Origin of the sequence: Curtobacterium sp. MCLR17_058 (assembly GCF_003234705.2) — a bacterium.
Lineage (GTDB): Bacteria > Actinomycetota > Actinomycetes > Actinomycetales > Microbacteriaceae > Curtobacterium > Curtobacterium flaccumfaciens.
Map to the genome: position 1 here is coordinate 3,593,331 of NZ_CP126262.1, position 13,873 is coordinate 3,607,203.

General features: G+C 72.5%; 11 protein-coding genes. 5 read left to right on the forward strand and 6 right to left on the reverse strand.

Going from position 1 to position 13,873, the window contains the following annotated elements:
• Positions 1–33: 33 nt before the first annotated feature.
• Complete coding sequence (locus DEJ11_RS17035; protein WP_071406188.1) at positions 34–576, reverse strand: NUDIX hydrolase family protein; 543 nt, start codon at positions 574–576, stop codon at positions 34–36.
• Between the two features lie 73 nt (positions 577–649).
• Here DEJ11_RS17035 and DEJ11_RS17040 point away from each other — a divergent pair, with 73 nt between their 5' ends.
• Positions 650–1,270 (forward strand): alpha/beta hydrolase, encoded by a 621-nt coding sequence (locus DEJ11_RS17040; protein ID WP_111105282.1) that lies wholly within the window; start codon positions 650–652, stop codon positions 1,268–1,270.
• 71 nt (positions 1,271–1,341) lie between these two features.
• Here DEJ11_RS17040 and DEJ11_RS17045 read toward each other — a convergent pair whose 3' ends face one another.
• Positions 1,342–2,016 carry a PadR family transcriptional regulator gene (locus DEJ11_RS17045; RefSeq protein ID WP_111105283.1) on the reverse strand — a complete coding sequence of 225 codons (675 nt, stop codon included), beginning with the start codon at positions 2,014–2,016 and terminating at the stop codon, positions 1,342–1,344.
• A 160-nt stretch (positions 2,017–2,176) separates the two neighbouring features.
• On the opposite strand from DEJ11_RS17045, the gene DEJ11_RS17050 reads away from it, so the two are divergent.
• Complete coding sequence (locus DEJ11_RS17050; protein WP_111105284.1) at positions 2,177–6,934, forward strand: Lhr family ATP-dependent helicase; 4,758 nt, start codon at positions 2,177–2,179, stop codon at positions 6,932–6,934.
• 92 nt (positions 6,935–7,026) lie between these two features.
• Positions 7,027–7,806, forward strand: coding sequence for an Fpg/Nei family DNA glycosylase (locus tag DEJ11_RS17055; RefSeq protein ID WP_111105285.1), 780 nt, complete (start codon positions 7,027–7,029; stop codon positions 7,804–7,806).
• On the opposite strand, the gene DEJ11_RS17060 is transcribed toward DEJ11_RS17055, so the two are convergent.
• Positions 7,797–8,726 carry a LysR family transcriptional regulator ArgP gene (locus DEJ11_RS17060; protein WP_111105286.1) on the reverse strand — a complete coding sequence of 310 codons (930 nt, stop codon included), beginning with the start codon at positions 8,724–8,726 and terminating at the stop codon, positions 7,797–7,799. The two genes, DEJ11_RS17055 and DEJ11_RS17060, sit on opposite strands and share 10 nt — an antisense overlap.
• 69 nt (positions 8,727–8,795) lie before the next feature.
• On the opposite strand from DEJ11_RS17060, the gene DEJ11_RS17065 reads away from it, so the two are divergent.
• Positions 8,796–9,539, forward strand: a complete 744-nt coding sequence (locus tag DEJ11_RS17065) for a LysE/ArgO family amino acid transporter (RefSeq protein ID WP_111105287.1) — start codon at positions 8,796–8,798, stop codon at positions 9,537–9,539.
• Between the two features lie 132 nt (positions 9,540–9,671).
• On the opposite strand, the gene DEJ11_RS17070 is transcribed toward DEJ11_RS17065, so the two are convergent.
• The 3 genes from DEJ11_RS17070 to DEJ11_RS17080 form a co-directional block, all read right to left on the reverse strand.
• The gene (locus DEJ11_RS17070) at positions 9,672–11,147 is read right to left on the reverse strand and encodes an APC family permease (RefSeq protein WP_111104785.1); all 1,476 of its coding nucleotides are present in this window, start codon (positions 11,145–11,147) and stop codon (positions 9,672–9,674) included.
• Positions 11,148–11,379: 232 nt separating this feature from the next.
• On the reverse strand, positions 11,380–12,252 hold the full coding sequence (locus tag DEJ11_RS17075; protein WP_111092200.1) for an HAD family hydrolase: 873 nt from the start codon (positions 12,250–12,252) through the stop codon (positions 11,380–11,382).
• An 18-nt stretch (positions 12,253–12,270) separates the two neighbouring features.
• The gene (locus tag DEJ11_RS17080) at positions 12,271–13,092 is read right to left on the reverse strand and encodes an alpha/beta fold hydrolase (RefSeq protein ID WP_111104788.1); all 822 of its coding nucleotides are present in this window, start codon (positions 13,090–13,092) and stop codon (positions 12,271–12,273) included.
• Positions 13,093–13,303: 211 nt separating this feature from the next.
• On the opposite strand from DEJ11_RS17080, the gene DEJ11_RS17085 reads away from it, so the two are divergent.
• Positions 13,304–13,870, forward strand: coding sequence for a hypothetical protein (locus DEJ11_RS17085; RefSeq protein WP_111104791.1), 567 nt, complete (start codon positions 13,304–13,306; stop codon positions 13,868–13,870).
• The last annotated feature ends 3 nt before the right edge of the window (positions 13,871–13,873 follow it).

The following is a 13,873-nucleotide window of genomic DNA, read 5'->3' on the forward strand; positions in this document are numbered from 1 at the left end:
CCGATCGGATCCGGGGGCTTCGTCGTGCGCGGGCTAGTGCAGGGCGCCGACCGATGCCAGGCCGGCGCGGAGCAGTGCGCCACGGCCGCCTTCCATCTCGTCGGCGACTGCGTCGGACGCGGCTTCCATCGGGGTCATCCACGTGAGCTCGAGGGCGTCCTGCCGGGGCTCGCACGTCCCAGTGACGGGGACGACGTACGCCAGCGAGATCGCGTGCTGCCGCTCGTCGGTGTACACCGAGGCGCCGGGCAGCGGGAAGTACTCGGCCACGGTGAACGGCGTCGGGCTCGAGGGCAGCTGCGGGAACGCCATCGGCCCGAGGTCCTTCTCGAGGTGGCGGAAGAGCGCGGTGCGGATCGACTCGCCGAACATCACACGACCGGACACCAGGGTGCGGGCGATCGAACCGCTCGGGGAGACACGCAGCAGCACGCCGACCTCGGTCACGACGCCGAGGCCGTCGGTGCGGACGGGGACCGCCTCGACGTAGCAGATCGGCAGACGACGGCGGACGTTCGCGAGCTCCTCGTCGGACAGCCAGCCGGAGTCGGGATCGGGAGTGCGCAGCGAGGACATGCTCCGTGTCTACCAGGGACGGCGGCGAGTTCGGCGGAAGGCGCGGGAGTTGGGGATGGTTAGCGTTGTCCACATGATCGATGCGGACCTGGTGCAGTGGACCCGGAGTACCTCGGACCGGCGGGGCACGCCCCTGATCGTGGCGATGCACGGGGTCGGGTCGAACGAGCACGACCTGCTCGGCCTCGCCCACGCGCTGCCGCCCGCGTGGACGGTCGCGTCGCTCCGGGCACCGATGCCGTGGGGGCCCGGCTTCAGCTGGTACCCGCTCGGCACGCCCGGCTCCCCTGCGCCCGAGGCGGTGGACGCCGCGACCGCCGAGGTGCTCGACTGGATCGACTCCGTCGCCGCCGATCACCCGCGGATCGGGCTGCTCGGGTTCTCGCAGGGCGGCTCGATGGCGCTCCAGCTCCTACGTGCCCGGCCCGCGGCGTTCGCGTTCGCGGTGTCGCTGTCGGGCTTCGTCGTGCCGGGCGTCACGGACTCCCGCGACGAAGCCGTGTCGGCCGTGCGGCCGCGGGTGTTCCTGGGGCACGGTGACCTCGACCCGGTGATCCCGCCCGAGGCCACCGCCCGGACGCAGGCGTGGGCCTCAGCGCACACCGACGTGACCGACCGCACCTACGCGGGCCTGCCGCACGCCGTGTCGACGGCGGAGCTGGCGGACGTGGCCGCCTTCGTCGGCGCGGTGTAGGCGCACGACGACGGACAGGAGGCCCGGTGCCAGCTGGCACCGGGCCTCCAGTCCGTCACGGGTGACGTCCGTCAGTCGGCGAGGATCTGGAGCAGGTCCTTGCGGAGCTGGTCCACCTTGGCCGTGGCGGCCTTGGCCTGTTCCTCGGTCGCGGTGCTGCGGTACATCTGCAGGACGCCCATGGTCTTCCGGAGCGCCTCGAAGAACTCGCGCTGGGCGTCCGGGATGCCGGGGGCCCCGTCGAGTGCCGCAGCGATCTCGTCGGCCTTGGCCTCGGTCTCGGCCTTGCCGGCGTCGGTGAGCTCGAAGAGCGTCTTGCGACCGTCGCCCGACGAGACCACGAGGTCTTCGTCGACGAGCTGCTGGAGCGTCGGGTAGACCGAGCCGGGGCTCGGCTTCCAGGCACCGCCGGTGCGCTCGGCGATGGTCTTGATCACGGCGTACCCGTTCTGCGGGCCCTCGGCCAGCAGACCGAGGATCGCGAGACGGACGTCACCGCGGCGACGGCGTTCCCGGCCGAAGCCGGGTCCGCCGAAACCGGGGCCGAAGCCCATGCCCGGGCCGAAGCCGGGGCCGAACCCGCGGCCACCGAAGCCGCGGCCGCCGTGGTCGTGGTCACCGCGGTCACGGCCGGGGAAGCCGGCGGCGTGGTGCTGCCGCGCGCCGCCGAAGCGGGGGCCGCGCGGGCCGAACCCGCGCTGGTCGCGGGGGGACGTGTTGCTGTTGTCGTCATACGAGGGGCGCATGAGGAGTCCTTTCGTCGTGCTGAGTCGGCTCGCGATCGGTCTGACCTGATCGTCTTCGTCGTATCGCGATGTGTTTACGATAGATCGGTAACTATCGCTCTGTCAAGGGGTACGTGCGCTCGGCCTGCTGTCGGTGGTGGCGGGCAGGATGGGACGGACCATGACGGACGTCTTCGAGCGCTTCTCCCCCGCGACCACCGAGTGGTTCCGCGGCGCCTTCGATGCACCGACACCGGCGCAGGCCGGGGCGTGGGACGCCATCTCGACCGGGCAGCACGCACTCGTGATCGCCCCGACCGGCTCCGGCAAGACCCTGGCGTCGTTCCTGTGGTCGATCGACCGGCTCATCAGCGCGACGGACCGCCCACCGGCGAAGCAGCGCACGCGCGTGCTCTACGTCTCGCCGCTCAAGGCCCTGGGCGTCGACGTCGAGCGCAACCTGCGGAGCCCGCTCGTCGGCATCACCCAGACCGCACGCCGCCTCGGCACCGAACCGCCGGACGTCACGGTCGGGGTGCGCAGCGGTGACACCCCGTCGTCCGACCGGCAGAAGCTCCTGCGCCAGCCGCCGGACATCCTCATCACCACGCCCGAGTCGCTCTACCTGATGCTCACCTCGCAGGCGCGCGAGACCCTGGTGAACGTCGACACGGTCATCGTGGACGAGGTCCACGCGGTCGCCTCGACCAAGCGCGGCGCACACCTGGCCGTGTCGCTCGAGCGCCTCGACGACCTGCTCGACAAGCCCGTGCAGCGCATCGGGCTGTCCGCGACCGTCCGCCCACCGGAAGAGGTCGCCCGGTTCCTCGGCGGCCGTGCACCGGTGACGATCATCGCGCCGCCCGCGCAGAAGACCTTCGACCTGCGGGTCGTCGTGCCCGTCGACGACATGACCGAGCTCGGGGCGCCGCCGGTGGGTGCGGACGCGTCCGAGTCGCCGACGAACGGGTCGATCTGGCCGCACGTCGAAGAACGTGTCGTCGACCTGATCGAGGAACACCGCTCGACCATCGTGTTCGCGAACTCGCGGCGGCTGGCCGAACGACTCACGGCTCGGCTCAACGAGATCCACGAGGAACGCGTGCTCGCCGCCGCCGGTGACGGCGTGCTGGTGCCGGCGGGTGCGTCCCCGGACGACGACGGCCTGCCCGTGGCGCAGGGCCGACCGCAGTCACCGGCCCGCACCTCGGCGCACGCCGTCGCACCCCAGGGGGCCAAGCGCCCGCCGGCGCAGCTGATCGGCGGGTCCGGGCAGACCGGCGGCGGGGGCTCGGACGCCTCCGTCCCGGTGCTCGCCCGCGCACACCACGGCTCGGTGTCGAAGGACCAGCGCGCGATCATCGAGGACGACCTGAAGTCCGGTCGGCTGCGGTGCGTCGTCGCGACGAGTTCACTCGAGCTCGGCATCGACATGGGCGAGGTCGACCTGGTCGTCCAGGTCGAAGCGCCGCCCTCCGTCGCGAGCGGCCTGCAGCGCGTCGGTCGTGCCGGCCACCAGGTGGGCGAGATCTCCCGAGGCGTGCTGTTCCCGAAGCACCGGGCCGACCTGGTCAACAGCGCGGTCACGGTCGAGCGCATGGTCACGGGCCAGATCGAGTCGATCTCGGTGCCGGCGAACCCGCTCGACGTCCTGGCGCAGCACACCGTGGCGGCCGGGGCGATCGACACCCTCGACGTCGAGCACTGGTTCGAGCTCGTGCGGCGGAGCGCCCCGTTCAGCGGCCTGCCCCGATCGGCGTTCGAGGCGACGCTCGACCTGGTCACGGGCCGGTACCCGAGCGACGAGTTCGCCGAACTCCGGCCACGGCTGGTCTGGGACCGCGTGCACGGCACCCTGACCGGGCGCCCCGGTGCGCAGCGGCTCGCGGTGACGAGCGGCGGGACGATCCCCGACCGCGGCATGTTCGGCGTCTTCATGGTCGGCGAGAAGGCGTCCCGCGTCGGCGAGCTCGACGAGGAGATGGTCTACGAGTCGCGCGTGGGCGACGTCTTCGCCCTCGGTGCGACGAGCTGGCGGATCGAGGAGATCACCCACGACCGCGTCGTCGTGAGCCCGGCGTTCGGGCAGCCCGGACGCGTGCCGTTCTGGAAGGGCGACGGCATCGGCCGGCCCGCCGAACTCGGCCGTGCAACCGGTGCGTTCGTGCGCGAGGTCGAGGGCGCGTCGGACGACGACGCCCGCGCCCGCGTCGCCGCCGGCGGACTGGATGAGCGCGCGATCACCAACCTGCTGACCTTCCTGCGCGACCAGCGCGCTGCCACCGGCCACGTGCCGAACGACACCACGCTCGTCATCGAGCGGTTCCGCGACGAGCTCGGGGACTGGCGGCTCATCCTGCACTCGCCCTACGGCATGCAGGTGCACGCCCCGTGGGCCCTGGCGGTCGCCGCACGGCTGCGCGAACGGCACGGCATCGACGGTGACGCGATGGCGGCCGACGACGGCATCGTCGTCCGCATCCCGGAGACCGACGCCGAGCCGCCGGGTGCCGACCTGTTCGTGTTCGAGCGCGACGACCTCGAGGCCCTGGTCACCGACGAGGTCGGCGGCTCGGCACTGTTCGCCGCGCGGTTCCGTGAGTGTGCGGCGCGCGCCCTGCTGCTGCCCCGTCGGAACCCCGGGCAGCGGTCGCCGCTCTGGCAGCAGCGGCAGCGGGCCTCGCAGCTGCTCGAGGTCGCGCAGAAGTACCCGACGTTCCCGATCGTGCTCGAGACCGTGCGCGAGGTGCTGCAGGACGTCTACGACGTGCCCGCCCTGCTCGGGATCGCCGACGACATCGCCGGACGCCGGATCCGCCTGGTCGAGACGGAGACCGAGCAGCCGTCGCCGTTCGCCCGCTCGATCCTGTTCGGGTACGTCGCGGCCTTCATGTACGAGGGGGACACCCCGCTCGCCGAACGCCGGGCAGCGGCCCTGTCGCTCGACTCGACCCTGCTCGGCGAGCTGCTCGGCCGTGCGGAGCTGCGCGAGCTGCTCGACCCGGCGGTCATCACCTCGGTGGAGCGCGACCTGCAGCGGCTCTCGCCGGACCGTCGTGCCCGTGACGCCGAGGGACTCGTGGACGTGCTGCGGCTCGTCGGCGCGCTCGACCTCGACGAAGCGGTCGACCGGAGCTGGCTCGCCGACACCGCCGACCGTCCAGCGGCCGCCGCCGAACTGCGCAGCACGCTCCAGGTGTTGGAGCGGGACCGCCGGGTGCTCTCGTTCTCGCACGCCGGGGCGACGCGCTGGGCCGTGATCGAGGACGCCGCCCGTCTGCGGGACGCCCTCGGGGTCCCGCTGCCGATCGGTGTGCCCACGGCGTTCATCGAGCCCGTGGCCGATCCCCTCGGTGACCTGATCGGCCGCTACGCCCGGTCGCACGGGCCGTTCTCCGCGCAGGAGGCCGCCGGTCGCCTCGGGCTGGGCATCGCCGTCGTGCAGGACACCCTGCGCCGACTCGTCGCCGACCGCCGGGTGGTGGAGGGCGAGTTCAGACCCGACCGTCAGGGTGCCGAGTGGTGTGACGCCGAGGTCCTGCGACGGATCCGCACGAAGTCCCTCGCAGCGCTGCGGCACGAGGTCGAACCGGTCTCGCCGGACACCCTCGCCCGGTTCCTGCCCGCGTGGCAGCACGTGCAGACCCCGGGGACCCGCGGCGGGCTCCGCGGCGTCGACGGCGTCCTGCAGGTGATCGACCAGCTCGCCGGGGTCGCCCTGCCCGCCAGCGCTTGGGAGACCCTGGTACTGCCGTCCCGTGTCACCGACTACTCGACGAGCATGCTCGACGAACTCACCGCCACCGGCGAGGTCCTGTGGTCCGGCGGGGGCACCCTGCCGGGCAACGACGGCTGGGTGCGCCTGCACCTGGCCGACACCGCGGCGACGACGCTCGCCGAGCCCTCCGGGGACGAGACGACCGAGCTGCAGCGGGACGTGCTCGGCGCCCTGGCCGGCGGTGGCGCGTACTTCTTCCGGCAGCTCGGCCAGGCCGTGGGCAGCAGTGACGACCAGGCGCTCACCACCGCGCTCTGGGACCTGGTCTGGGCCGGGCAGATCACGAACGACACGTTCGCCCCGCTGCGCTCGATGCTCGGCGGCAAGGCGAAGAGCTCGAGCGCTCCGCGTGCTCGGGCCTACCGCGGCCGTCGGCGTCCGACGATGCCGACGCAGTCCGGGCCGCCGTCCGTCGGGGGTCGCTGGTCGCTCCTGCCGCTGGCCGAGTCCGACTCGACCGTGCGGGCCGCGGCGACCGCCGAACAGCTGCTCGAACGCTACGGCGTCGTCACCCGCGGTGCCGTGCAGGTCGAAGGTGTCCGCGGCGGCTTCGCCGGGGTGTACCGGGTGCTCTCGCGCTTCGAGGAGTCCGGCCGGGCCCGTCGCGGGTACTTCGTCGAGGGGCTCGGTGCGGCGCAGTTCGCCACCGGCCCGACCGTCGACCGGCTGCGCACCTACGCCCGCGAACTCGGCGACGACGAGCGGGACGACCCGGACCGGAAGCGCGAGGCGCTCACACTCGCCGCGACCGACCCGGCGAACCCGTTCGGGGCCTCGCTGCCGTGGCCGACGGGCGACGCCGACCCCGTTCTCGTGGTCGACGACGGCGGAGCCGCCCCGCCTGAGACCGCGGTCGGCAGCGGCGCGAAGACCGCTCGGGGCCACCGGCCCGGGCGCAAGGCGGGTGCCCTCGTCACGACCGTCGACGGCAAGCTCACCGTGTACGTGGAGCGCGGTGGCAAGTCGGTGCTGACCTTCACCGACGACGCCGCCGACCTCGCTGCCGCGGCGGCCTCGATCGCCGGCATCGTCCGGACCGGACTGCGGAAGCTCTCGGTGGAGCGGGTCGACGGGGACTTCGTGCTGGAGACGCCGCTCGGCGGCGCGCTCCGGGCCGCGGGGTTCACGGCGACCCCGCAGGGGCTGCGGCTCCGTGTGTGAGGCGAGCCGCGCCTCCCGGCAGTGCAGCGACCACGTGCCGGAGGTGACCCGTGCCATCCGGACTGCGCGCGCGCACCCGTCGGAGGTGACCCGTGCCTGAAGGCGACACCGTCTACCGGGCTGCCCGCCGCCTGCACACCGCGCTGGCGGGCAAGGTCCTGACGAAGAGCGACTTCCGGGTCCCCGCGTTCGCGACGCTCGACCTGGTCGGCCGCACCGTCGACGAGGTCGTCCCCCGCGGCAAGCACCTGCTGCACCGCATCGGCGACCTGACCGTGCACTCGCACCTGAAGATGGAGGGCCGGTGGGACGTCTACGCGCCCGGTGACCGCTGGCGACGCCCTGCGCACCAGGCCCGGGCGATCCTGGACGCCGAGGGGGTCTCCACCGTCGGCTTCGCCCTCGGAGTGCTCGAGGTCGTGCCGCGCGACCAGGAGTCCGAGGTCGTCGGACACCTGGGGCCGGACCTGCTCGGCCCCGACTGGGACGCCGACCTCGCGCTCGCCAACCTGACCGAGGACCCCGAACGCCCGGTCGGGCTGGCACTGCTCGACCAGCGGGTGCTGGCCGGGCTCGGCAACGTGTACCGGAACGAACTCTGCTTCCTGCGCGGGGTGCTGCCGACGCGTCCGGTCGGGCAGGTACCGGACCCGGCGCGGACGATCACGCTCGCGAGCCGACTGATCCTGACGAACCGCGACCGCAGCGCCCGCGTCACGACCGGCGTCGACCGCCCCGGGCGACGGTTCTGGGTCTACGGCCGTGCCGGCAAGCCGTGTCTGCGCTGCGGGACACCGATCCGGCACGGCGAACTCGGCGACTCGGAACTCACCCTGCGCGACACGTACTGGTGTCCGCGCTGTCAGACCTGACGCGCGGAGTGCAGTCGCGCGGGGTGCAGTCGCGACGAGGCGGTCGCACGGACGGCGTCGGTGACCCGTTCGAGCAGGGGTGACGCCAGGTTCCAGCGCTGCCACCACAGCGCCACGTCGGCGTGCCGACCCGGGGCCAGCTCGACCAGGACACCGCGGTCGATCGCCTCGAGGCACTGCGCCTCGGGCAGCAGCCCCCACCCGAACCCGAGCGTGACCGCACGGGCGAAGTCGGCAGAGGTCGGGACGAAGTGACGCGGTCCGCCGGGAGCGTGGCCCAGGACCTGCCGCAGGTACCCCTGCTGCAGGTCGTCGTCGCGGTCGTAGTCGACGAGCGGGACCTCGTCGAGCCGCCGGAGCATCCGCCGCTCGGTGCCGGTGTCGCCGAGGTAGCGGGCGACGAACGCCGGGGACGCCACCGCCCGGTACCGGTCGATGCCGAGCGGCACCGACGAGCAGCCCTGCACCGGGTCTGCCTCGGCCGTCACGGCGCCCATCACCGTGCCGGCGCGGAGCAGCTCGGCGGTGCGGTCCTGGTCCTCGCGGTGCAGGTCGAAGACCACCTCGGTGTCGGCCCGGACGAGGGCAAGGGCGTCGAGGAACCAGGTGCCGAGCGAGTCGGCGTTCACGGCCAGCGGGATCGACGGCACCACCGACGATCCACCGCCGAGCGCTCGGGAGGTCTCCTCGTCGAGCAGCCGGACCTGCCGTGCGTGCCGGAGCACGACTGCGCCGTCCGCGGTCGGGCGCACCGGGGTGGTGCGCTGGAGCAGGACCCGGCCGACCTGCTGCTCCATCGACTTGATCCGCTGCGAGACCGCCGACGGGGTGATCGCCAGCGCACGGGCCGCCGCGTCGAGCGTGCCGTGGTCGACGGCGGCGAGCAGCGTCTCGAGGTGCTCGCGCTGGAACCGGGTCATGCAGCTGAGCTTACGGTGGTGCAGGAACGTGAGCTGTACTACACCGGCACCCGGCCCTAGCGTCGGACCGTGACCACGCTCCTGCCCCTGCTCTCCGGCCTCGGCACCGGACTCGCACTGATCGTCGCGATCGGTGTGCAGAACACGTACCTGCTCCGGCTCGCGGTCAGCGCAGGACTCCGGGTGGTGGCCGCGGCGGTCGTGGTGTGCGCGGTCTCGGATGCGCTGCTCATCGTCGCCGGGGTGCTCGGGGTCGGCGCCGTGGTCGAGCGGTTCCCCGTGGCGCTCCTGGTGATCCGGTTCATCGGTGCCGCGTTCCTGCTCACGTACGGGGTGCTCGCGGCGCGGCGTGCGCTGCGGCCCTCGGGGGACGCGATGCGGGTCGCTGACGCGGCGGCCGACGACGGTGTGGTGGGCGCCAGCGCGGACGCAGGCGCGGGGGTGGACGCGGCGGTGGACGCGACCACCGGCACGACGGTGGCGGCGGGGCGGACGCGTACCGCGCCTCCCGGCCAGGTGGTGACCATGCGGACGGCCGTGCTGACAATGCTCGTCTTCACGTGGGCGAACCCGCACGTCTACCTGGACACGCTGGTGTTCCTCGGGTCGGTGGCGAACCAGCAGGGTGCGGACGACCGGTGGCTCTGGACGATCGGTGCCGTCGCGGCGAGTTGCCTGTGGTTCGGCGCCCTCGGGTTCGGCGGACGCCTGCTGCGGCCGCTGTTCGAGAAGCCGCTGACCTGGCGGGTGTTCGACGGCCTGGTCGCCGTCGTGATGCTCGCGTTCGGTGTGCTGCTGCTCGTCGGCGCGTAGTGGCGGTGGCGGCGGCGCGGGCGGGCGGGCGGTGGATGCAAAACACCGGTGTCCACACGTCGCGCCGCGGTCTGCGGGTGTGCAACGTGCGAACACCGGTGTTCTGCGGGCCAGGCCGACCCGCGGAGCGCCCTACTGCATGCGCTGGCCGACGCGGCTGTGCCGACGGCTGTAGCCGAAGTAGATGACGAAGCCGATGACCAGCCAGATGACGAACCGGAGCCAGGTCTCGACCTCGAGGTTCAGCATCAGCCAGAAGCACAGCACCGCCGAGATGATCGGCAGCACGGGCGACCACGGCACCCGGAAGGCCCGCGGGGCGTCGGGGCGCGAACGACGCAGCACGACGATGCCGATCGACACCAGGACGAACGCGGACAGCGTGCCGATGTTGATCATGCCCTCGAGCTTGTCGACCGCGGTGAACCCGGCCAGCAGCGCCACGACGACACCGGCGACGACCTGCACGCGCACCGGCGTCTGCGTCTTCGGGTTGGTCTTCGAGAACCAGCGGGGCAGCAGGCCGTCGCGGCTCATCGAGAAGACGATGCGGGACAGCCCGAGCAGCAGCACCATGACGACGGTGGTCAGCCCGATCAGGGAGCCGATTGCGATGATGCCGGCGGCCCACGGCAGCCCGACGATGTTGAACGCCGACGCCAGGGACGGTGTGTCCTCCTCGGCCAGGCGCTGGTACGAGACCATGCCGGTGATGACGATGCTGACGCCGACGTAGAGCAGGGTCACGATGCCGAGGCCGATGAAGATGCCGCGGGGCAGCGTCTTCTGCGGGTTCTCGGTCTCCTCGGCACTGGTGGCGACGACGTCGAACCCGATGAAGGCGAAGAACACCAGGGACGCCGCGGCGAGCAGGCCGAAGACGCCGTACTGGGCGGGCTCCGCACCGGTGAACCAGGACACGAGTGACTGCGTCCAGACGCTGCCCTCGGCACCCTTGGCGGGCTCGGCCGGCGGGATGAACGGGGTGAAGTTCGCGGCCTTGACGAAGAACGCGCCGGCGACGATGACGAACACGACGATGGCGACCTTGATGACCGTGATGACCGCCGACACCCGCGACGACAGGCGGGTGCCGAAGGCGAGGAGCACCGTGAAGATCCCGACGATGAGCACCGGCCCCCAGGTGAACGGGATCGGACCGAGCTGGATCGTGCTGGGCAGGTCGACGCCGAACACCTTGAACGCTTCGCTGAGGTAGATGCCCCAGTACTTCGCGATCACGGCGCTGGCCGTGAGGGTCTCGAGGATGAGGTCCCAGCCCACGATCCAGGCGAGCAGCTCACCCATCGTGGCGTAGGTGAACGTGTACGCGGAGCCGGCGACGGGGATCGTCGACGCGAACTCGGCGTAGCACATGATCGCCAGGCCGCAGGTGACGGCGGCGAGCAGGAAGGAGATGATGACGCCGGGCCCGGCGAAGTTCGCGGCGGCGTTCGCGCCGACCGAGAAGATGCCGGCGCCGACGGCGACCGCGATCCCCATCGCGGCGATGTCGAACGTCTTCAGGGAGCGTTTCAGGGACCTGCCCTGCTCCTCGGAGTCGGCCAGGGAGGCCTCGATCGACTTGATGCGGAGCTTCGTTGCCATGGGGTGGATCCCGTCATCGGCTGGCGGCGGACCTCGGAAGGGTACTGGTGTACCACTGTGTCACGCAAAGCGTCCGGCCGGACGGTGGGCCGGTCCGGTGACTGCCGGGAGGCGCGGTGGCGGTCCGGCGCGTACCGCTCGGCCGGCCGATGGGTGCGTCCAGAGCCGCGGCCGCGTCAGCGGGGCGCGGTTGCGGCCGCGGCCGCGTCAGCGGGATGCGGTTGTGCTCGCGTCAGCGGCCCGCGCGCCAGTCCGCCAGGAACCGGGCTCCGGCCTCGTCGTGGATCACGCCGTCGGGCGCGGTGAGCACCGGGTACGGCGTGGCCGGCACCCCGTCGGCGGGACGGACGTCGACGTGCGCAACCTCGTGGCCGTGGGCGTGCAGCCAGTCCGCCATGGCGTAGTCGCTGCGGGAGTCTCCCACGGTGCGCCAGGTGACCGGGAGCTCGCCGTCCTGCCCGAGGAGCTCGAGCGAGCGCTCGGCCCCCAGGTCCTTGCCGCTGCGGTCGGACTCGACGTCGGTCGAGATGATCGTCGGGTCGATGCGCCACTGCACGGCGCCGTCGGCGTCGGGTCGGACGTCGTCGAGGCGGCGGACACCGAGCCCGCGACGCTCGAGTGCGGCCATGGCCTTCGCGTCGAAGTCCGGCTGGCGGGCCAGGTAGGTGGCGTTCGGCACCTCGACGCGCTGCTCGATCGACACCATGGCGCGCTTCGTCTCGTCGAAGAACACCAGGTCGGCGTACTCGTCGCGGACCAGCTCGCGCATCTCGTCGGCGTAGTCCCGCGGCAGCGCGAGGTCCTCGGCGACCGTCAGTTCGCCCATGCCGCCGTCGTACTGCGGACCGATCGAGCACCACACGGCGCCCTTCTCGCAGACCGCGTGGACGCGGCCACCCTCGGCGAGGCCCCCGGCGAGCAGCGGGCCGACGACCTCGGAGCGGATGAAGGCGTCGCTGCGGCCGGTGTTGAAGACGATCGGGATGCCCTCGGCGGCGAGCGCGACGAGGTCCGCGACGATGCTCGGGATCGCGATGGTGCGGGAGACCGGGCTGGCGATGGGCCCGTCGACGTCGAGCAGGAGACCGAGGCGGGGTGCGTTCACCCGCCCATCCTCTCGCAGTCAGCTGCTGGGCGAGACGATCCGGCTCCGGACGCGGTCGATCAGGGCTCCGAGGGCTGCCGGGGCGGGGACGTGTCCCTGCCCGGGCACCTCGGTGTACTCCGAGCCCGGGACGGCGTCGACCACAGCGCGGGCCGCACGACGCATCCACTCGAGTCCGTCGCCACCGGCACCGACGAGCACCGGCACACCCACGGCGGCAGCGACTCGCTCGGGCACGGCGAGGCCGTTCAGCACCCGGACCTCGCGGCTCAGCACGTGGGCGTCGACGACCAGGGAGCGCCAGAGCGACCCCTTGAGCCGCAGGGCCGTGATCTGGCCCATCGGGACCCCGAGCACCTGGGTCAGGAACCCGCGGACGGCCTGGGCCCGGCGGCCAGCGCCGACGTGTTCGTCGAGCAGGTCGGCGAACACGACGTCGTCGGCGTGCGGGTCGACGGAGGCGCGGTACGGCGGTTCCCACAGGACGGCGCCGTCGACGGGCAGTCCGGTGGCGAGCCCGTGCAGGACGACACCGGCGCCGACGCAGATGCCGACGGCGGTGGTCGGTGCGCCGATGCTCTCGACGACGGCCCGCAGGTCGTCGACCTCGCGCTCGATGGCCCACGTCGCGGAGTCACCGCTGGCACCACGGCCACGGCGGTCGTAGGTCACCACGCGGTGGGTCGAGCCGAGCTCGGCGACCACGCGGTCGAGGTACGGGGTCCCCCGGTGGTCGAAGGCACCGCCCACGACGACGACCGCCGGCCCGTCCCCTGCCTCGGAGACGGCGATGGTGGTGCCGTCGGAGGAGACGACCGTTCGGTCGACTGGAGGGAGCATGGGGTCCTTTGCGAGCTGTCGACGGCGATGCGTCGGGCCTCGGAGGGGACCGTGCGGATTACCGGTCCTCCGAGTGTCGCAGGCGTGGGAGTCCGTGTCTCCCCCCGCTTCCAGGGGCAGAACCCCGCCGCTCGACACCGTGGTGGTCGCGGTGTCATGCTGTTTGAGTACACCTGTACTCAAACGAACACCGGTACTGCAACGGGGAACCATGACACTCATCGCCATCGTCGCCTGCGAGATCGCCTTCTGGGTCGCGATCCTCGGCGGCCTGACCACCCGGTACCTGCTGCGACGGCCGCGCACGGGTGCGGCGATGCTCGTCGCGGCACCCGTGATCGACCTCGTGCTGCTCGCGGTCGTCACGGTCGACCTGCTCGGTGGCGGAACCGCGTCGTGGCACCACGGACTCGCGGCGATCTACATCGGCTTCTCGGTCGCGTACGGGCATCGGATGATCGCGTGGGCGGACGTCCGGTTCACGCACCGGTTCGCCGGGGGTCCCGCGCCGGAGCGTCTGAGTGGACGGCGGTACACGGCCCGGTGCTGGGGCGACGTGCTGCGGACCGGGCTCGCCGTGCTGATCGCCGGCGGGATCATCGGTGCGCTCGTCCTCGTCGTCGGCGACCCGGAGCGCACGGACGAGCTGCAGGGCACGGTCGCACTGCTCGGGGTGATCCTGGGCATCGAACTGCTGTGGGCGATCAGTTACACGATCTGGCCGCGCCGAGTCACCACCGCAGCCGCGGACCCGGCCGGAGCATCGAGCCAGCCGTAGGCT